Origin of the sequence: Streptomyces sp. Qhu_M48 (assembly GCF_051305195.1) — a bacterium.
In the GTDB taxonomy this organism is placed as follows: Bacteria; Actinomycetota; Actinomycetes; order Streptomycetales; family Streptomycetaceae; genus Streptomyces.
In genome coordinates, this window is record NZ_CP195432.1 from 372,491 (window position 1) to 389,826 (window position 17,336).

The following is a 17,336-nucleotide window of genomic DNA, read 5'->3' on the forward strand; positions in this document are numbered from 1 at the left end:
ACACGCAGCTGTTGATGCCGGTCCGCTGTCACCTGTACGGGCTTTGGCGCCGGTTTTTGCGTTATCGGGCTTTTCGGGGGAATCGAGGAAGTATGTCGTACGTAGAGGTACCTGGGGCGAACGTCCCCATTCGGATGTGGGCGGACCCCTCCACGGTGGAGGGCGGTGCCATGCAGCAGCTGCGGAACGTGGCGACGCTGCCGTGGATCAAGGGCCTCGCCGTGATGCCGGACGTGCACTACGGCAAGGGGGCGACGGTCGGTTCGGTGATCGCGATGCAGGGGGCGGTCTGTCCGGCGGCGGTCGGGGTCGACATCGGCTGCGGCATGTCGGCGGTCAAGACCTCGCTGACGGCGAACGACCTGCCGGGCGACCTGTCGAGGCTCCGGTCGAAGATCGAGCAGGCGATTCCGGTGGGGCGGGGGATGCACCGCTCCGAGGTGGACCCGGGGCGGCTCTACCAGTTCCCGACGGCGGGGTGGGACGACTTCTGGTCGCGGTTCGACGGGGTGGCGGATGCGGTGAAGTTCCGTCGCGAACGGGCCTCGCTGCAGATGGGGACGCTCGGAGCCGGCAACCACTTCGTGGAGTTCTGTATCGATACTTCCGATTCGGTGTGGCTGATGCTGCACTCCGGGTCGCGGAACATCGGCAAGGAGCTGGCGGAGTTCCACATCGGCGAAGCACAGAAGCTGCCGCACAACCAGGGGCTCGTCGACCGTGACCTGGCGGTGTTCGTCGCGGACACCCCGCAGATGGCGGCCTACCGGCACGACCTGTTCTGGGCCCAGGAGTACGCGAAGTACAACCGCGCGATCATGATGGCGCTGTACCAGGAGGTCGTCCGGCGGGAGTTCCGCAAAGCCCGGGTGACCTTCGACCGGGTGATCTCCTGCCACCACAACTACGTGGCGGAGGAGCGGTACGAGGGCATGGACCTGCTGGTCACGCGGAAGGGCGCGATCCGGGCCGGCTCCGGGGAGTTCGGGATCATCCCGGGCTCGATGGGCACCGGCTCGTACATCGTGAAGGGCCTCGGGAGCACCGCGTCCTTCAACTCGGCCTCGCACGGCGCGGGCCGGAAGATGAGCCGGAGCGAGGCGAAGCGGCGCTTCTCGACGCGGGACCTGGAGGAGCAGACGCGGGGCGTGGAGTGTCGTAAGGACTCCGGTGTCGTGGACGAGATCCCCGGTGCGTACAAGCCGATCGAGAAGGTCATCGACCAGCAGCGGGACCTGGTGGAGGTCGTCGCCAAGCTGAAGCAGGTCATCTGTGTGAAGGGGTGAACCCTTCCTTCACGGGGGCGGAGGGGCCGGCGCGCCGCGTCGGCCCCTTCCGTGTGCTCAGAGCTCGCGGTGGACCTTGGTGTTGGAGGCCTGGGCTCGGGGGCGGACGACCAGGAGGTCGATGTTGACGTGCGGGGGGCGGGTGCAGGCCCAGGTGATGGTGTCGGCCACGTCGTCCGCGGTGAGGGGCTCGGCCACGCCCGCGTAGACCTTGGCGGCCTTGTCGGTGTCGCCGCGGAAGCGGGTGGTGGCGAACTCGTCCGTCTTGACCATGCCGGGGGCGATCTCGATGACGCGGACCGGGGTGCCGACGATCTCCAGGCGGAGGGTCTCCGCGAGGACGCGGGCGCCGTTCTTCGCGGCCACGTAGCCGGCGCCGCCCTCGTAGGTGGAGTGGCCGGCGGTGGAGGAGAGGACGACGACCGTGCCGTCGCCGCTCGCGGTGAGGGCGGGGAGCAGGGCCTGCGTCATGTGGAGGGTGCCGATGACGTTGACCTCGAACATCTGGCGCCAGTCGGCGGGGTCGCCGGTGGCGACGGGGTCGGCGCCGAGGGCGCCGCCCGCGTTGTTGACGAGGACGGCGACGGTGCGGAAGGCGGTGGCGAACTCGTCGACCGCCGTGCGGTCGGTGACGTCGAGGGCGTAGGCGGCGGCCTGGTGGCCGGCCTCGTTGATCTCGGCGGCCAGGGCCTCGATGCGGTCCTTGCGGCGGGCGGTGAGGACCACGCGGTAACCGGCGGCGGCCAGCTGCCTGGCCGTGGCGGCGCCGATTCCGCTGCTGGCTCCGGTGACGACGGCGATGGGGGTACCGGGGGCAGTCATGACGTGGTGCTCCTCGCGCAGATGGTCGATTACGTCGATCGCCCGGCCAGGATAGGCGGGTGCCGGGCGCCTCCTCGCGGGGGCGCTGGGGCGGGCGGTCGGCCGGGGGCGCGCCGGGGAGACGCTGGCTGGTGGATTGTCAGAAGGTGGGGTGGTCTGTGGGTATTTTGAGCTTATGTATGGATTGCGGAAGGGTGTGCTGGGGGTCGCTCTCGTGGCCACGGTGGTGATGGGCGCGGGCGCGAATGCCGGCGCCGTGGGGCCGGTGGTCGCGCCCGAGGCGGACGTGGCCCATCACGGTCATGTCTCCCTCTGGGGCGGCGGCGTCGGCGTCTGGCTGGTGAGCGAGAACCTCGGTCCTTCCGACCTCTCCCAGGCGACCGTCCGGCTCGCCTTCTCGGAGCCGATGGCGGGTGGCCAGGAGCTGCCGCAGGCCTGTCTGTGGAGCAGCGACCGGGTGGTCTCCTGCCGTACGGGCGAGCTGCGGGTCGCGGGAGGCGGCGGTGAGCTGGCGCTCGATCTGCGGACCGCGGGCTTTCCGGACGAGCTGACCGTGGACATCACCACCGCCTGGCGGGACGGGGCGACCGACCGGAACCCGGTCAACGACCGCCACCGTGTGCTCGTGCTCGCCACCGGTGATCCGTACGTCTTCTGATTCCTGTTCCGGTGCGATGGGTCCTCCTCAGCCGTTCGTCCAGTGGATGTGGCCGTCGGGGCGGATCAGTACCGCGGTCCGTCGCGCCGGGTCCGGCCAGGTGGCCCGCACCAGGTGGCCGGGGGAGACGGGGGCGGTTTTGGGCAGGGCCGGGGGCGGGCCCTCCGGTGCGATCAGGACGAACTCGCCCGCGCGCAGCAGCTCGTGGAGCCGGCCCTCGCGCAGCCGTATGTCCGGTGCGCGGCGGCCCGCGGGGCGGTGGGAGCCCTCCGGGGGCGCGTAGGCGATGCCGATTCCGCTGATCATGCCCATGGCGCGGGTCGAGGCGGGCCGTACCGCGTTGAGGAAGCCCGCGGCGAGGGAGCGGGCGGCCCGGGTGAGGGGGCTGTGGGCCATCGCGAGGCGGACGAGCGCGCCGCTGGTGCGCAGCACCGTGGCGCCGACCGGGTGGCGCTCGGACTGGTAGCTGTCGAGGAGGGCGTCCGGGTCGGGGGCGGTGCCGCGCAGGACGGCGGTGAGCTTCCAGGAGAGGTTGGCGGCGTCCTGCAGTCCGGTGTTCATGCCCTGGCCGCCGGCCGGGGAGTGGACGTGGGCGGCGTCGCCGGCGAGGAAGACCCGGCCCACGCGGTAGGAGGGGGACTGGCGCTCGTCGCTGTGGAAGCGGGAGATCCAGCGGGGGTCGTGCATGCCGAGGTCGGTGCCGAGAGCGCCGCGGGTGATCTCGCGGAGTTCGTCCAGGTCGACGGGTTCGCTGTCGTCGACCTGACGGGTGCGGCTCCAGCCCATCACCCGGTACCAGCCGTCGCCGAAGGGGGCGAGGAAGGCGAAGCTGTCGCCGGAGCCGTTGACGCTGAACGACTCCGTGGGCTCCTCCGTCAGGCGGACGTCGGCCAGGACGATGGAGCGGATGACGGACCCGCCGGGGAACGGCAGACCGAGGGCGGTGCGGACCGCGCTGCGGACGCCGTCCGTGCCGACCAGGTGCCGGGCGGTGAGGGTGCGCGGGGTTCCGCCGGGGTCGGTGAGCTCGGCCGTGACCGTGTCGGCGTCCTGGCGCAGTCCGCGCAGCTCCGTCCCGTACCGGAAGGTGACCCCGGCGGCCTCCGCGCGGCGCTCCAGGAGGCGCTCGACCTCGTACTGCGGGGTGACGAGCAGGTGGTTGAAGCGGCTGGGCAGCCGGGTGAGGTCGAGGTCGAGGCGGCCGAAGAGCCGGGCGCGGGTGAGGGTCGTGCCGGTGGCGAGGAGTTCGTCGGCGAGACCGCGGGCGTCGAGCTGCTCCAGGGTGCGGGCGTGGACGCCGAAGGCGCGGGTCATGTTGGCGAGGCCGTGCGGGCGGCGCTCGACGAGGGTGACGTCGACGCCGGCGGCGGCGAGGTCGCCGGCGAGGAGCAGGCCGGTGGGGCCCGCGCCGATGACGAGTACCTGGGTGTCGGTCTGCTCCGTGCCGCTCATGGCTGCCTCCAGGGTGCCCACGACCGTTGGCCAACATCTGTTGGTCAACGCTTGTTGGCAACTGTAAGGGCGGGCCGGATAGAGTGTCAACGCCTGTTGGCCTACAGTTGTTGATATGACGACCGCCCGCCGCTCCGACGCCACCAGGGCCGCCATCCTGGAGGCCGCTCGTGAGCGCTTCGCCTCCGACGGATACGACCGCGCCACCATCCGGGCCATCGCGCGCGACGCCGGGATCGATCCGTCGATGGTCATGCGCTACTACGGCAACAAGGAGGGCCTGTTCGCCGCCGCCTCCGAGATCGAGATCGGCCTGCCCGAGCTGGGCGCCCTGCCCGCGCGGCACATCGGGGCCGTCCTCGTCACCCATTTCCTGGAGCGCTGGGAGCGGGACGAGGTCCTCACCGGGATGCTGCGGGTGGGGGTCACCAACGCCGCCGGGGCCGAACGGATGCAGGAGATCTTCGCCTCGCAGCTCGGGCCCGTCACCCGGGGCGTCTGCCCCGACCCGGAGGAGGCCCCGAAACGGGCCGCGCTCGTCGCGTCCCAGATCCTCGGCATGGCGCTCACCCGCTACGTGCTGCGCCTGCCGCCGGCCGTCCAGATGTCCCGCGAGGAGATCGTGGCCTGGCTGGCCCCGACCGTGCAGCGCTATCTGACGGCCGAGACGCCCTGAGGCGCCTCGGCTCACGGGCCCGGGCCGCGGGGGTGTCCGGTTCGTACAATCCCTGCATGACGCAGAAGAGTTCCGCCCGGCGCGGCGCGCTGATGACCGAGCTGTACGGGGAGGCCCGCCGCTACATGGCGGCCTACGCCCTGTTCAACCAGGCCGTCGCCGACCATCTGGGGCTCCACCCGACCGATGTGCAGTGCCTGAACCTGCTCAGCCTGGAGCCGGGGCCGGTGACCACCGGACGGGTCGCCGAGCTGACCGGGCTCACCACCGGTTCCGCGACCCGGCTGGTCGACCGCCTGGAGCGGTCCGGCTATGTGACGCGTGAACGGGACACCGAGGACCGGCGGCGGGTCCTGGTCGCCCTCGTGCCCGAGCGGATCGCGGAGTTCGGCGCCCTGTGGCGCAAGCTCAACGGGGCCTGGGGCACGATGTTCGACGTCTACAGCGACGCCGAGGTCGCCCTGCTCATCGCCCATATGCGGCGCACCGTCGAGGTCAGCGCCGCGCAGGTCGAGCGGTTGCGCGGCGGCGACCTGAACTGAACCGGAGCGTCCCGGAGCCCCTGGAGCCCCTGGAGCCCCTGGAGCCTCAGGAGGACACGGAGGCTCCGGAGCCCCCGGAGGACGCGGGTCGCGCCGGGCCGGCCGCCGCCCCGGCGGCGGTACCGCCGGGTGCCGTCAGCCGGATGTCGTCAGCAGGTCCTCGTCAGCCGCTTCTCGTCAGCCGGTCGTCGTGGCGCCGAACTCCCGTACCGCGTCGGAGACGATCGCCTCCAGACGGGCGTGGTGGGCGCCGCGCCAGTAGACCCGGCCGCACTCCACGCACTCGGCGAAGACGTCGTACGTCTTCTCCGTGCCCTGCTCCAGGCGCTCGCGCACCGCGTCCTTGTCGGCGTCGCTCAGCCGTCCGTTGCACGCCGTGCACCGCGTCCAGGGTGCGAGCGGGGGCGCGAACCGCTCAAGGACGTCGCGGAGCTGGTCGTCCGGGCGGTCGCTGTAGACGTAGGCCCCCGCCCACAGTTCGCGGCGGCGCAGCAGACCGCGGTCCCGCGAGAGCATCACGCGTTCCTCCCGCGCCGAGAGCGCGGCGAGGGCGGGGTCGCCGATGTCCTCGCTCTCGTACGCCGCGTCCACCCCGAGCAGTCGCAGGCGCCGGGCCAGCGTGCCCAGATGCACGTCGAGCAGGAACCGGAGCGGCGCTCCCGGCACCCGCTGCGGGCGGGCGACGCTCTCCACCTCGACCGTCTCGCCCGCGGCCGGGACGTGCGAGGTGTCGACGGGCCGCCCGTCGACCAGGAGCCGTCCGGCTTCGGTGAGCGGGACGCCGAGCGACTCCACGACATGGCCGAGCGAGGAGGCGCCGTCCGTGGTCACGGCCGTCCGGCCCGAGCGGCGCTCCGGCGATACGAAAAGCCCCAGGCCGGGGGCGAAACTGATGTGGATCTCCGGTCCGTTCACCGGGACAGGATCGCACCGGGGCGGGCGGGACGGCCAGGCAATTCGGCCCTGCCGGGGGCGGGGGTGAGCTGGGGACGAGGCCGGGGCAGGGCGGAGAGGCCATTTACTGCTGCGTGACACATCATCTGCGTTACGCAGATAAATATCCAGGGCTGTGCCATGCGCGTCAACCCGGACAAAACCCTGAGGTACGGTCCCGGCATGAAGATCATCGACCTCTCGCCCGGCGACCCCCGGCTGGAGAGCGACCTCCTGCCCGTACTCTCCGAGCTCCGCCCCCACCTCACCCCGGAGCTCTTCCGCGAGGTGTACGAGGCCGGGCACCCCCAAGGCCTGCGCTTCAGCGCCGCCTACACCGATCAGGGCAGCTGCGTCGGCGCGGCCGGCTGGCGCGTCGTCAACAACACCAGCACCCTGCGCAATCTCTACGTCGACGACCTCGTGACCGCCGCCGCCTCCCGCTCCACCGGGGTCGGCCACGCGCTCGTCGCCCACCTGGAGGGCCACGCCCGCGCCGCCGGCTGCCACGAGCTCAACCTCGACTCCGGCACCCACCGCACCGGGGCCCACCGCTTCTACCTGCGCGAGCGCTTCGACATCGTGGCCTTCCACTTCTCCCGGACGCTCACCGCCCCGGACGACGCCTCCTAGGAGCGCCCGGGGTCGGAGCGGCCCCGGGCGTACGCCGTCGGCGGCACACCGACCGTCGCCGTGAAGTCCCGTACGAGATGGGCCTGGTCGCTGTAGCCCAGCTCGGCCGCCAGCGCCGCCCAGTCCGGGGCGCCCGCCGCCTCCGCGGCCTCGGCGCGTTCCAGGGCCTCGTGGATGCGGTAGCGCAGGATCACCCACTTCGGGCCCACGCCGACGCCGGTCGCGAAGAGGCGCTGGAGCGAGCGCGCCGACAGCCCCGACGCCGCAGCCAGTTGGGACACCCTGCGGACCGCGCGGTCCGTGCGGACCAGGTCCACCAGGTCCATGGCCCGCTCGGCGACCGGGTCGGGGGCGGGGCCGTGGGCCAGGAGGAAGGCGTCGAGCGCCGCCACGCGCGCGTGGTCGGTGGCGGGGGAGAGGACGGTGGACGGCAGGTCGGGGTCCGTGTCCGGGAACACCTCGGTGAGGGGGACCCGGCGGCCCGTCCAGGCCGACACCGGCCACGCGGGCGCGAAGGGGCGGAAGCCGCCCGGACGGAACTGCACCCCGCAGACCCGCCCCGCCTCCGCCAGCTTCTGGGTGAAGAGGCCGAGCCCGATCCCCGCGACCTCGGCGGACGCGTTCGCCGCCGTCGCCGGGACGCCGAGCGCCCCGTACCGCTGGAAGACGATGTTCACCGACGGGTGCGGGACGACGTGGGTCGCGTACGGCTCCGGCAGCTCCCAGTCGATCAGCCAGTAGTGCTCCAGGTAGGGCCGCAGCTCAGGCGCCGGGGTGTGGCGGCGGAAGCGAACGCGGGAGAGCAGCTCGGCGGGGTCGACGATGCCCCGGGTGTCCCGGCGGGGAGCGGAGTCGGACATCCTCCGATGCTAGGGCCGCCCGGCGGATCGTGGCCGGTCCGTCGGAGAGCCCCGGGGGCGGCAGGGGGCGGCCTGGCGTGTTTCTTCAAGACCGCGACCCGTGTGCTCCCCTAGCGTCGCCACCATGACGAACGAGGCCCCGCCCCGCATCGGTGACCTGCTCCGTACCGCGGCCACCCGCGCCACTCCCCTGATCAGGGACACCGCCGACACCTCTCTCGGCGCGCCCACGCCCTGCGGCGAGTACGACGTGCGCGCCCTGCTGAACCATCTCTTCGGCGTCGTCGTGAACTTCCAGGCCCTCGCCGCCAAGCAGCCGGCCGACTTCGCCTCGACTCCCGACCGGCTCGCCGAGGCCGACTGGCGCGAGCGCTTCGAGGCCGAGACCGGGAAGCTCGTCGAGGCCTGGTCGGCGCCGGACGCCGAGGAGGGCACCACCGGAGCCATGGGGCTGCCCGCGCGGACCGTCGGCTCGATGGTGCTGCTCGACCTGACCGTGCACGCCTGGGACCTGGCCCGCGCCACCGGGCGGAGCTACGAAGCCGACCCGGCGGTGGTCGCGGGGCTCGTCGAGGAGGTGGAGCGGATGGCGCCCATGGCCCGGAAGATGAGCGTCTTCGGCGAGGCCGTCGAGCTGCCCGGGGACGCCACCGTCTTCGAGCGCCTGCTGGCGACCACGGGGCGTGATCCACGGGCCTGGAAGGCCTGAGTTCCGAGGGCCGGGGTTCGTCGGCCCGCCGGTCAGCGCAGGCGGCCCGGTCCGCCCAGGGAGAGCCGGGAGACGACCTGGTCGAAGGCGTGCTCCTCCTCGGGCGTCAGCGCGGTCGACTCCCGCGGGTGCCGGATCCGCTCCAGCGGGGTGCGCGCCCGGTCGCGGCGGACGCGGGCACGGGCGCGCGGACCGAGCGCGACCCACGCCACCGTCGAGACGGCGAGCAGGCCGAAGAGCGTGAGCACGCGGGGGGTCGGACAACCGCAGGCCCTCTTGTGCGGGCCGGGGAACCGCTCCAAGGTGGCGGAAGAGGCGCATTCCGGCCGGGGAGGGAGCAGCCGTATGTCCGGGGCACTGGCGTGGGGATTCACGGACGACAGAGGTACGGAGGTGGGGGCGGCACGTGTGCCGCGGCGGGTGATCGCGTACGTGCGGGCCGGGGCGGCCCTGTGCGACCTGGGCGTGACGCCGGTCGCGGTGTACGGCTCCGGGCACGACGGCGACGTCCTGGATCCGGCGAAGGAGGGCGGGCTGCGGGCGGCGGCGGTGACGTACCTCGGGCCGGGCCGGGGCCTGGACGAGGCGCTGCTGCGGGAGCTGCGGCCGGACGTGATCGTCGACGTGACCTACGACGGGAAGAGCCCGTACGCGCTCGACGAGGCCGTCGTGGAACGGCTCGGGGTGCCGCTCGTCGCACTCTCCGTCGGGAACGAGCTCACCCTGCCGGAGATCCTCGACCGTTTCGGGGAGCTGGCGGTGAGCCTGGGGGCCGCGGCGGACGCCGGTACGGCGGGGGCGGACGCCGGGACGGCTGCGCTGGACGCCGGGGCGGGTGTGCCAGAGACCCGGGCGGGTGTGCCGGGCGCCGGGGCGGGTGCTGAGGGGGACCCCGGCGGCCGCGAGTCCGTCTCCCGGGCCGGGCTGCGGGCCGCCGAGGACGCCCTGCGGAAGGCCGCCGACCGGAGCGCGCTCACCGTGCTCGCCCTCTCCGGGGCCGGCCCCGACCAGGTGCACCTGGCCCGGCCGCTGGCCTGGCCGGAGCTGGCGCACCTCGCCGAGCTGGGTGTCCGGCTCGTCGACCCGGGCCCCGGGCCCGGTGCCAACTGGCTCACCGGCGACTGGGGCCGCGCCGCCGAACTCCGTCCCGACCTGGTCCTCTTCGACAGCCGGGCCCACGCGACGGCGCCGGACGAGGTCCTGGCGGGGGTCCGGTCCACGCCGTGGAACCCGGAGACCCCGCCCAGCCCGGCCGCCTACGCACGCTTCTTCCACGAGCTGGCCGAGGCGCTCACGGCCTGAGCAGGCCCACCCGGCCCCGACCCGACCCGACCTGACGGGGTCCGACCGGGCCGGGCCTGACCGACCGGCCCCGACCCGACCGACCGGAGCCGAGCCGATCGAGGCCCGACCCACCCGGGCCTGCCCCGACCCACCCGGCCCCGACCCACCCGGGCCTGCCCCGACCCACCCGGCCCCGACCCACCCGGCCCCGGAGCCAGTCCCCCGTTACGCCGGGGCGGGCGTCAGCCTGGTGCGGCGGAGGGAGTCGGCGAACTCCTCCGCGCGGGCGAGCTGCGCCCGCAGTTCGGCGACCCGCTCCGCGGCGGCCTGTTCGTAGCGGCGGACGCGGGCCACCAGCGCGGTCCGCTCGTCCGGGTCGAGCTCCGTCTCGGTGCCCGCGCGCTCGGCCGCCAGCCGGTCCACGGCCGTGAGGAGCTCGCGGGTCTCGTCGAGGGTGAAGCCGAGCGGCTTCATCCGGCGGACCACCATCAGCCGCGACACGTCCGCGTCCGTGTAGAGCGGGAAGCCGCCCGGCGAGGCCGCGGACGGGACGACCAGGCCGCTGTCCTCGTACTGCCGGATCGTGCGCAGGGGCAGTTCGGTCCGTGCGGCGACCTCGCCGATCTGCATGGGCTCGCCGGTCATCCGTACTCCCAGCACTCCTGGCACTCCTCGTACTCCGCTCACGCGTCGGTTCCTTCCTCGTACGGGGCTCCCAGGGCGTACGGGGGCTCCCACCGGGCGCGGCTTCCGCGCATTACATACCATTCGTCCTAACTTCATCACTTATGAGAGCTGGAAGTGCGGCGAAACGCCTGCTCGTAGGTCGTCCGTTGGACAGCGGACGACTCGGGGAGACCCTGCTGCCGAAGCGGGTCGCCCTGCCGATCTTCTGCAGCGACCCGCTCTCCTCGGTCGCGTACGCCACCGAGGAGATCCTGCTGATCCTCGCCCTCGGCGGGCTCGCCGTGCTCCATCTGGCCTGGTACGCGGCGGCCGGCATCGTCGTCCTGCTCCTGGTCGTCGTCGCCTCGTACCGCCAGACCTGCTACGCCTACCCGGGCGGTGGCGGGGCCTACGTCGTCTCCGCCGAGAACCTCGGGCAGACAGCCGCGCTCACCGCCGCCTCCGCGCTGCTCATCGACTACGTGATGACCGTCGCCGTCTCCGTCGTCTCCGGGGTCGCCGCCATCACCTCGGCCGTCCCCTCGCTCGACGGGCACGCCGTGGCCATGTCGGTGTTCTTCGTCGCGGTGCTCGCCTGGCTGAATCTGCGCGGGGTGCGCGAGTCGGGGCGCTGGTTCGCCCTCCCCACCTACGCCTTCATCACCGTCATCTACCTGATGTTCGCGGTGGCCGCGGTACGGATGGCGACCGGCTCGACGATCCGCGCCGAGTCCGCCGACCTGCCCGTCGAGGAGGTCTCCACCTACTCGGGGATCGCCCTCGTGCTGCTCGCCATGCGCGCCTTCGCCTCCGGCTGCACCGCGCTCACCGGTGTCGAGGCCGTCAGCAACGGCGTACCGGCGTTCGCCAAGCCCAAGAGCCGCAACGCTGCCATGACCCTCGCGATCATGGGCGGGCTCTCCGTGACGATGTTCTCCGGGATCACCGTGCTCGCCATGGTCTACGAGGTCCACGTCGCCGAGGACCCCACCGAACTCGGACTCGCCCCCGGAACCCCGACGTCCACCGCCCTCGCGCAGATCGGGCGGGCCACCTTCGGCGACTGGCACGTCCTGTTCTACGCGCTGCAGGCCGTCACCGCGGGCGTCCTCATCCTGGCGGCCAACACCGCCTTCAACGGCTTCCCGATGCTCGCCTCCGTCCTCGGCCGGGACCGCTACGCGCCCCGCCAGCTCTTCCACCGCGGCGACCGGCTCGTCTACTCCAACGGCATCGTGCTCCTCGCGCTCGCCGCCATGGCCCTCATCGTCGCCTTCGACGCGCAGCTGACCCGCCTCATCCAGCTGTACATCATCGGCGTCTTCGTCTCCTTCACCCTTTCCCAGGCCGGCATGGTCAAGCACTGGCGGCGAGAACTCGCCAGACCCGCCACGCCCGGAACCCACGCCACGCCCGGAAGCCCCGGCGGCCCCACCACCCGCGCCGGCCGCCGCCGCATCCACCGCAGCCTCGCCATCAACGCCTTCGGGGCCTGTCTGACGGCGGTCGTCCTCGTCATCGTCCTCATCACCAAGTTCACCCACGGCGCCTGGATCGTCGTCATCGCGATGCCGGTGCTCTTCGCCGGGATGAAGGGGGTGCGGCGGCACTACGACACCGTCGCCTCCGAGGTCGCCGTCGGCCCCCACGAGCTGCCCCGCGCCCTCGCCGGGAACCATGTCCTCGTCCTGGTGGCCTCGGTCAACGCGCCCAGCCTCCGGGCCCTGTCGTACGCGAAGACCCTGCGCCCCACCTCCCTCACGGCGGTCACCGTCGCCGAGGACCCGGCGGAGGCGGAGGTGCTCCGCGCGACCTGGGAGGCGCGCGGCATCGACGTACCGCTGCGGGTGCTCAGCTCCCCGTACCGCTCGATCGTCCAGCCGGTCCTGCGGCACGTCCGGGAGGCGCCCGAGCGGACCGGGAGCGCGGTGATCTCGGTGATCATCCCCGAGTACGTGGTCGGGCACTGGTGGGAGCAGCCGCTGCACAACCAGAGCGCGCTGCGCCTCAAGGCCCGGCTGCTGTTCATGAAGAACGTCGTCGTCATCGACGTGCCGTACCGGCTGGCCTCCGCCCGCGAACTCGCCGCCGAGCGCGCGCGGGCGGCGGACGCCGCGAAGGCGGCCGAGGACCGGACCTGATCGAGGACCGGACCTGAGCGCGGGCCGGTCCTCTCCGACCGCGGGCCGGTCCTCTGCGACCGCGGGTCGGCCCTCTCCGACCGCGGGCCGGACCTCTCCCGGTCTCACTCCCGGTCGTACTCCCGATCCTCTTCGGTCTTCTCCGGCGCCGCGCGTCCCTACGGCCAGACCAGGCAGTAGGGCTGGTGACCCGCCTCGTGGAGGCGGACCGAGAAGTCCTGCCACTCGTGGAGCAGCTGGTAGACGTCGAACGCGTCGCGCGGGCCGCCGCGGTCCGGGACCGTGGACCAGATGAAGGCGGCGGCGCCGACCGATTCCTCGCCGATCGCGCGCAGCGGGTCGACCACGGTCATCGGCAGCTTCACCACCGCGTAGTCCGGGTGCAGGACCACCAGCTCCAGCGGGGGCACCTTGTGCAGGGGCATGCCCTGGATGCCGGTCAGGACCATGGCGGCTATGGTCTCGGGCTTGATCTTGGTGAACATGCCGCCCATGCCGAGCTCGTCGCCGCCGAGCTCCTCCGGACGCATCGAGATCGGGACGCGGGCCGCCGTGGCACCGTCGGGCGCGCCGAAGTACTTGTACGTCACCCCCAACCGGCCACTCCCGCCTCCGGCGACCGGTGCTCCCGGAGGGCCCGATGTGCCGGGAATGCTGGGAATGCCCGGGGTTCCCGCGCTCGGGTCCTCGCTCCGCCGGCGCCGGTGTCTCCCCCGGCGGGCAGACTCCGGACCCAGATCGTCCGTCCCCTCGCCCGGTCCGCCACCGCGATGCATATCTCCACCCGACTGCTTTTTCTCGGCAACACGACCCCGCCGCGCAACCCGATCATCGTGTCAGTGACCTCCCCCGCGTTCGTACGGTGAAACACCTGTCCGCAAGAACGCCGTGGCCTCTGACACCATGGATTCCGTGAGTCATCCCTATGTCGCCCCAGTTTCGCAGACGCGGAGGGCGAACGCCCCGGCGTAATACACAGGATGTCCACGCCGTCCCTCCGTTCCCCATGTCGTGCCCGAAGTCGTTCTCGCAGGTCAGGATCACAGTGCCGTATTCATACGAAGCCCCAGTCTCACAGACGCTTTTCGACCGCGCTTCCCTCGTGACGCCCGGCGGCGTGAACTCACCGGTGCGGGCCTTCCGGGCCGTGGGCGGAACGCCCCGGTTCATGGTGTCCGGTTCCGGTCCCTACCTCACCGACGCGGACGGCCGTGAGTACGTCGACCTGGTGTGCTCGTGGGGGCCGATGATCCTCGGCCACGCGCACCCCGAGGTCACCGCCGCGGTGCAGGACGCCGTGGCCCGCGGCACCTCCTTCGGTACGCCCGGCGAGGGCGAGGTCGCGCTCGCCGAGGAGATCGTGGCCCGCGTCGAGCCGGTCGAGCAGGTGCGCCTGGTCTCCTCCGGCACCGAGGCCACGATGTCCGCGATCCGGCTCGCCCGCGGGTTCACCGGGCGCGCCAAGGTCGTCAAGTTCGCGGGCTGCTACCACGGCCACGTGGACGCGCTGCTGGCCGCGGCCGGTTCCGGCGTCGCCACCCTGGGCCTGCCCGACACGCCCGGCGTGACCGGCGCCCAGGCCGGGGACACGATCGTGCTGCCCTACAACGACCTGGCCGCCGTGCGGGCCGCGTTCGCCGCGCACCCGGGCGAGATCGCCTGTGTCATCACCGAGGCCTCGCCCGGCAACATGGGCGTCGTGCCGCCGGCGGAGGGCTTCAACCAGGGCCTCGCGGACGTGTGCCGGGAGAACGGCGCGCTGTACATCTCCGACGAGGTGATGACCGGATTCCGTACCTCGAAGGCCGGCTGGTACGGCGTCGACGGCGTCCGGGCCGACCTGCTGACCTTCGGCAAGGTCATGGGCGGCGGCTTCCCGGCCGCCGCGTTCGGTGGCCGCGCCGACGTCATGGGCCACCTGGCTCCGGCCGGGCCGGTCTACCAGGCGGGCACCCTCTCCGGTAACCCGATCGCAACCGCCGCCGGGCTCGCGCAGCTGCGGCTGCTCGACGACGCGGCGTACGAGAAGGTGAACGCGGTCTCGGCGGAGATCCAGGGCCTGGTCACGGGCGCGCTCGCCAAGGAGGGCGTGGCGCACCGGCTGCAGACCGCGTCCAACATGTTCTCGGTCTTCTTCACCGCCGACGAGGTGCGGAACTACGACGAGGCGAAGCGGCAGGAGGCCTTCCGCTTCAACGCCTTCTTCCACTCGATGCTGGCCGACGGCGTCTACCTGCCGCCGTCCGCCTTCGAGTCCTGGTTCGTGTCTGCCTCCCACGACGAGCGGGCGATCGAGCGGATCGCCGCCGCGCTGCCGGCCGCGGCCCGCGCCGCCGCGGAGGCGACGGCATGAGCGAGCCGAACGCCCCCGTGCGGGAGCGGGACGTCCCCGACGAGGACATCACCGTCGTCCATCTGATGCGGCACGGCGAGGTCCACAACCCGGACGGTGTGCTCTACGGGCGCCGCGCCGGCTACCACCTCTCCGAGCTCGGCCGGCAGATGGCCGACCGGGTCGCCGAGCACCTGGCCGACCGGGACATCACGCACGTCGTCGCCTCCCCGCTGGAGCGGGCGCAGGAGACGGCGATGCCGGTCGCCAAGGCCCACGGTCTGGATCTGGCGAGCGACGGGCGGCTCATCGAGGCGGCGAACGTCTTCGAGGGCAAGACCTTCGGCGTCGGGGACGGGGCGCTGCGCAAGCCGGCGAACTGGAAGCACCTGACCAACCCGTTCCAGCCGTCCTGGGGCGAGCCGTACGTGGAGCAGGTCGTCCGGATGATGGGCGCGCTCGACGCGGCGAAGGACGCGGCCCGGGGGCACGAGGCGGTCTGCGTCAGCCACCAGCTGCCGATCTGGATCGTCCGCAGCTTCGTGGAGAGGCGCCGGCTCTGGCACGACCCGCGGCGGCGGCAGTGCACGCTGGCCTCGCTGACCTCGTTCACGTACCGGGGCGACAAGATCGTGTCGGTCGGGTACAGCGAGCCGGCCCGGGATCTCGTACCGGCGCACCTGCTGGCCGGCGCGAAGCCGGTCAAGGGGAAGTCGAAGGCTTTCGGGGCGTAGTTCTCCACGTTCTCCACAACCCGGCGCTGTTCTCCACGGCGCGGAGCGGTTTCGCGGGAGTGCGGCGCAGTTCTTCGGGGTGGTCGTACAACCCCACTGGACAGTGTGGGAGCGCACGGTCCAGAGTTCAGGGCGGTCGATGGTGTTCATGCCAATCGACCGCCCTGAAATTTTTGTGCGAATTCCCGGAACCTACGTGTTCCTCCCGGCATCTCACTCATTGTCGGTTTGGATGACGTTCAGGTCATACGTCAGCGCGAATGGGGATGTCATGCGCGGAATCAGTGGGATCAGTCGAAGGGGGCTGCTCGGGGCCGGTGTTGGTGCCGCCGCGGCGATGGGTGTCGCCGCGTGCAGTTCCGGCAATCAGGACAAGACCGGACGTTCCGGACCTGAAAAGGGGGGTGACGTCTCGGCGGATCCGAGCACCGCCACCCCGACCAAGGACCAGGTACGGCTCATCGGCGACGGCTCCACCGCCGACACCGGGAAGCAGCCGCACCAGCCCGACGCCCCCGTCCCGCTCGAACCCGGCCAGACCCCGCCGCAGTTCGTGATCTTCTCCTGGGACGGCGCCGGCGAGGTCGGCAACGGCCTCTTCCCGCGCTTCCTCGAACTCGCCAAGAACCACGACGCGGCCATGACCTTCTTCCTCTCCGGGGTCTACGTCCTCCCCGAGTCCAAGAAGAACCTCTACCGCCCGCCGAACAACCGCGTCGGCGCCTCCGACATCGGCTACCTCACCGACGACCACATCAAGGACACGCTGAAGTACGTCCGGCAGGCCTGGCTCGAAGGCCACGAGATCGGCACCCACTTCAACGGGCACTTCTGCGGCGGCTCCGGCTCCGTGGGCAACTGGACCCCGGCCCAGTGGCAGAGCGAGATCGACCAGGCCATGAAGTTCGTCACCGAATGGAAGACGAACAGCGGCTGGACCGAACTCGACCCGCTGCCCTTCGACTACTCCAAGGAGCTGGTCGGCGGCCGCACCCCCTGCCTCCTCGGCCAGGACAACCTGCTCCCCACCGCCAAGCGTCTGAACTGGCGTTACGACGCCAGCTCGCCCGGCGGCCGGCAGACCTGGCCCGTCAAGCGCCAGGGCATCTGGGACCTCCCGCTCCAGGCCGTGCCCTTCCCCGGGCACTCCTTCGAGGTCCTCTCCATGGACTACAACATGCTCGCCAACCAGTCGAAGAACACGACGAAGGGCATGCCCTCGCGCTACCCGGGCTGGCGCAAGCAGGCGGCCGAGGCCTACCTCGCCGGCTTCACGCGCGCGTACGAGTCGAACCGCGCGCCCTTCTTCATCGGCAACCACTTCGAGCAGTGGAACGGCGGCATCTACATGGACGCCGTCGAGGAGGCGCTCAAGGGAATGGCCGGAAAGAAGGACGTCCGGCTCGTCTCCTTCCGGCAGTTCGTGGACTGGCTCGACGTCCAGGACCCGAAGATCCTCGACAGGCTGCGTTCGCTTGGGGTCGGCGAGAAGCCCACGGGCGGATGGAACACTTTCCTCAGGCCCCCGTCGACCTCCACGACGACCCCCTCGTCCACGCCGACCGCCTAGTTCCACCGGAGCGCGGGGGCGGCCGATCGCTTAGGCGA

General features: G+C 72.1%; 18 protein-coding genes. 11 read left to right on the forward strand and 7 right to left on the reverse strand.

The features are described from left to right. Positions 1 to 92: 92 nt before the first annotated feature. Entirely contained in the window at positions 93 to 1,286 is a 1,194-nt protein-coding gene (locus ACRRSS_RS01970) for an RtcB family protein (RefSeq protein ID WP_435969486.1), read from the forward strand. Between the two features lie 57 nt (positions 1,287 to 1,343). On the opposite strand, the gene ACRRSS_RS01975 is transcribed toward ACRRSS_RS01970, so the two are convergent. Next, the gene (locus tag ACRRSS_RS01975) at positions 1,344 to 2,108 is read right to left on the reverse strand and encodes an SDR family NAD(P)-dependent oxidoreductase (protein ID WP_351897127.1); all 765 of its coding nucleotides are present in this window, start codon (positions 2,106 to 2,108) and stop codon (positions 1,344 to 1,346) included. A gap of 196 nt (positions 2,109 to 2,304) precedes the next feature. Between ACRRSS_RS01975 and ACRRSS_RS01980 the strand changes: the two genes are divergently transcribed. After that, the gene (locus ACRRSS_RS01980; protein ID WP_435969487.1) at positions 2,305 to 2,766 is read left to right on the forward strand and encodes a hypothetical protein; all 462 of its coding nucleotides are present in this window, start codon (positions 2,305 to 2,307) and stop codon (positions 2,764 to 2,766) included. Between the two features lie 27 nt (positions 2,767 to 2,793). On the opposite strand, the gene ACRRSS_RS01985 is transcribed toward ACRRSS_RS01980, so the two are convergent. After that, entirely contained in the window at positions 2,794 to 4,218 is a 1,425-nt protein-coding gene (locus ACRRSS_RS01985) for an FAD-dependent monooxygenase (protein ID WP_435969488.1), read from the reverse strand. 115 nt (positions 4,219 to 4,333) lie between these two features. On the opposite strand from ACRRSS_RS01985, the gene ACRRSS_RS01990 reads away from it, so the two are divergent. After that, a complete protein-coding gene (locus tag ACRRSS_RS01990; protein WP_435969489.1) occupies positions 4,334 to 4,894 on the forward strand; it encodes a TetR family transcriptional regulator in 561 nt (186 codons plus the stop codon). Positions 4,895 to 4,950: 56 nt separating this feature from the next. Next, complete coding sequence (locus ACRRSS_RS01995) at positions 4,951 to 5,436, forward strand: MarR family winged helix-turn-helix transcriptional regulator (RefSeq protein WP_435969490.1); 486 nt, start codon at positions 4,951 to 4,953, stop codon at positions 5,434 to 5,436. 177 nt (positions 5,437 to 5,613) lie between these two features. Here the strand turns inward: ACRRSS_RS01995 and ACRRSS_RS02000 are convergent, their stop codons facing one another. Beyond that, positions 5,614 to 6,351 (reverse strand): Mut7-C RNAse domain-containing protein, encoded by a 738-nt coding sequence (locus tag ACRRSS_RS02000; protein ID WP_435969491.1) that lies wholly within the window; start codon positions 6,349 to 6,351, stop codon positions 5,614 to 5,616. 201 nt (positions 6,352 to 6,552) lie between these two features. Here ACRRSS_RS02000 and ACRRSS_RS02005 point away from each other — a divergent pair, with 201 nt between their 5' ends. Then, positions 6,553 to 7,002, forward strand: coding sequence for an N-acetyltransferase family protein (locus ACRRSS_RS02005; protein ID WP_435969492.1), 450 nt, complete (start codon positions 6,553 to 6,555; stop codon positions 7,000 to 7,002). Here ACRRSS_RS02005 and ACRRSS_RS02010 read toward each other — a convergent pair. Beyond that, positions 6,999 to 7,862, reverse strand: coding sequence for an AraC family transcriptional regulator (locus tag ACRRSS_RS02010; protein WP_435969493.1), 864 nt, complete (start codon positions 7,860 to 7,862; stop codon positions 6,999 to 7,001). The two genes, ACRRSS_RS02005 and ACRRSS_RS02010, sit on opposite strands and share 4 nt — an antisense overlap. Before the next feature lie 124 nt (positions 7,863 to 7,986). Here ACRRSS_RS02010 and ACRRSS_RS02015 point away from each other — a divergent pair, with 124 nt between their 5' ends. Next, positions 7,987 to 8,571 carry a TIGR03086 family metal-binding protein gene (locus ACRRSS_RS02015; protein ID WP_435969494.1) on the forward strand — a complete coding sequence of 195 codons (585 nt, stop codon included), beginning with the start codon at positions 7,987 to 7,989 and terminating at the stop codon, positions 8,569 to 8,571. A 32-nt stretch (positions 8,572 to 8,603) separates the two neighbouring features. On the opposite strand, the gene ACRRSS_RS02020 is transcribed toward ACRRSS_RS02015, so the two are convergent. Beyond that, complete coding sequence (locus ACRRSS_RS02020; RefSeq protein ID WP_435969495.1) at positions 8,604 to 8,819, reverse strand: hypothetical protein; 216 nt, start codon at positions 8,817 to 8,819, stop codon at positions 8,604 to 8,606. Between the two features lie 145 nt (positions 8,820 to 8,964). Here ACRRSS_RS02020 and ACRRSS_RS02025 point away from each other — a divergent pair, with 145 nt between their 5' ends. After that, positions 8,965 to 9,873: an ABC transporter substrate-binding protein gene (locus ACRRSS_RS02025; protein ID WP_435969496.1), complete on the forward strand. Its 909-nt coding sequence runs from the start codon at positions 8,965 to 8,967 to the stop codon at positions 9,871 to 9,873. A 207-nt stretch (positions 9,874 to 10,080) separates the two neighbouring features. On the opposite strand, the gene ACRRSS_RS02030 is transcribed toward ACRRSS_RS02025, so the two are convergent. Continuing rightward, positions 10,081 to 10,500, reverse strand: coding sequence for a MerR family transcriptional regulator (locus tag ACRRSS_RS02030; protein WP_435975225.1), 420 nt, complete (start codon positions 10,498 to 10,500; stop codon positions 10,081 to 10,083). Between the two features lie 143 nt (positions 10,501 to 10,643). Between ACRRSS_RS02030 and ACRRSS_RS02035 the strand changes: the two genes are divergently transcribed. Next, positions 10,644 to 12,662 (forward strand): APC family permease, encoded by a 2,019-nt coding sequence (locus ACRRSS_RS02035; protein ID WP_435969497.1) that lies wholly within the window; start codon positions 10,644 to 10,646, stop codon positions 12,660 to 12,662. Positions 12,663 to 12,820: 158 nt separating this feature from the next. Here the strand turns inward: ACRRSS_RS02035 and ACRRSS_RS02040 are convergent, their stop codons facing one another. Beyond that, the gene (locus tag ACRRSS_RS02040; RefSeq protein WP_435969498.1) at positions 12,821 to 13,438 is read right to left on the reverse strand and encodes a hypothetical protein; all 618 of its coding nucleotides are present in this window, start codon (positions 13,436 to 13,438) and stop codon (positions 12,821 to 12,823) included. Between the two features lie 230 nt (positions 13,439 to 13,668). Between ACRRSS_RS02040 and hemL the strand changes: the two genes are divergently transcribed. From hemL to ACRRSS_RS02055, 3 genes are all read left to right on the forward strand, one after another. Then, positions 13,669 to 15,015 carry a glutamate-1-semialdehyde 2,1-aminomutase gene (gene hemL / locus ACRRSS_RS02045; RefSeq protein ID WP_435969499.1) on the forward strand — a complete coding sequence of 449 codons (1,347 nt, stop codon included), beginning with the start codon at positions 13,669 to 13,671 and terminating at the stop codon, positions 15,013 to 15,015. Further along, positions 15,012 to 15,728 (forward strand): histidine phosphatase family protein, encoded by a 717-nt coding sequence (locus ACRRSS_RS02050; RefSeq protein WP_435969500.1) that lies wholly within the window; start codon positions 15,012 to 15,014, stop codon positions 15,726 to 15,728. The genes hemL and ACRRSS_RS02050 overlap by 4 nt, the downstream gene beginning before the upstream one ends. Before the next feature lie 271 nt (positions 15,729 to 15,999). Further along, positions 16,000 to 17,298: a hypothetical protein gene (locus ACRRSS_RS02055; RefSeq protein ID WP_435969501.1), complete on the forward strand. Its 1,299-nt coding sequence runs from the start codon at positions 16,000 to 16,002 to the stop codon at positions 17,296 to 17,298. Positions 17,299 to 17,336 lie beyond the last annotated feature (38 nt).

Excerpts from the sequence above, each read along its gene's own strand:
- ACRRSS_RS01970 (WP_435969486.1), top strand. The coding sequence starts at position 93 with ATGTCGTACGTAGAGGTACCTGGGGCGAACGTCCCCATTCGGATGTGG.
- ACRRSS_RS01975 (WP_351897127.1), bottom strand. The coding sequence starts at position 2,108 with ATGACTGCCCCCGGTACCCCCATCGCCGTCGTCACCGGAGCCAGCAGC.
- ACRRSS_RS01985 (WP_435969488.1), bottom strand. The coding sequence starts at position 4,218 with ATGAGCGGCACGGAGCAGACCGACACCCAGGTACTCGTCATCGGCGCG.
- ACRRSS_RS01990 (WP_435969489.1), top strand. The coding sequence starts at position 4,334 with ATGACGACCGCCCGCCGCTCCGACGCCACCAGGGCCGCCATCCTGGAG.
- ACRRSS_RS01995 (WP_435969490.1), top strand. The coding sequence starts at position 4,951 with ATGACGCAGAAGAGTTCCGCCCGGCGCGGCGCGCTGATGACCGAGCTG.
- ACRRSS_RS02005 (WP_435969492.1), top strand. The coding sequence starts at position 6,553 with ATGAAGATCATCGACCTCTCGCCCGGCGACCCCCGGCTGGAGAGCGAC.
- ACRRSS_RS02010 (WP_435969493.1), bottom strand. The coding sequence starts at position 7,862 with ATGTCCGACTCCGCTCCCCGCCGGGACACCCGGGGCATCGTCGACCCC.
- ACRRSS_RS02015 (WP_435969494.1), top strand. The coding sequence starts at position 7,987 with ATGACGAACGAGGCCCCGCCCCGCATCGGTGACCTGCTCCGTACCGCG.
- ACRRSS_RS02030 (WP_435975225.1), bottom strand. The coding sequence starts at position 10,500 with ATGACCGGCGAGCCCATGCAGATCGGCGAGGTCGCCGCACGGACCGAA.
- ACRRSS_RS02035 (WP_435969497.1), top strand. The coding sequence starts at position 10,644 with ATGAGAGCTGGAAGTGCGGCGAAACGCCTGCTCGTAGGTCGTCCGTTG.
- ACRRSS_RS02040 (WP_435969498.1), bottom strand. The coding sequence starts at position 13,438 with ATGCATCGCGGTGGCGGACCGGGCGAGGGGACGGACGATCTGGGTCCG.
- hemL (WP_435969499.1), top strand. The coding sequence starts at position 13,669 with ATGTCGTGCCCGAAGTCGTTCTCGCAGGTCAGGATCACAGTGCCGTAT.
- ACRRSS_RS02050 (WP_435969500.1), top strand. The coding sequence starts at position 15,012 with ATGAGCGAGCCGAACGCCCCCGTGCGGGAGCGGGACGTCCCCGACGAG.
- ACRRSS_RS02055 (WP_435969501.1), top strand. The coding sequence starts at position 16,000 with ATGCGCGGAATCAGTGGGATCAGTCGAAGGGGGCTGCTCGGGGCCGGT.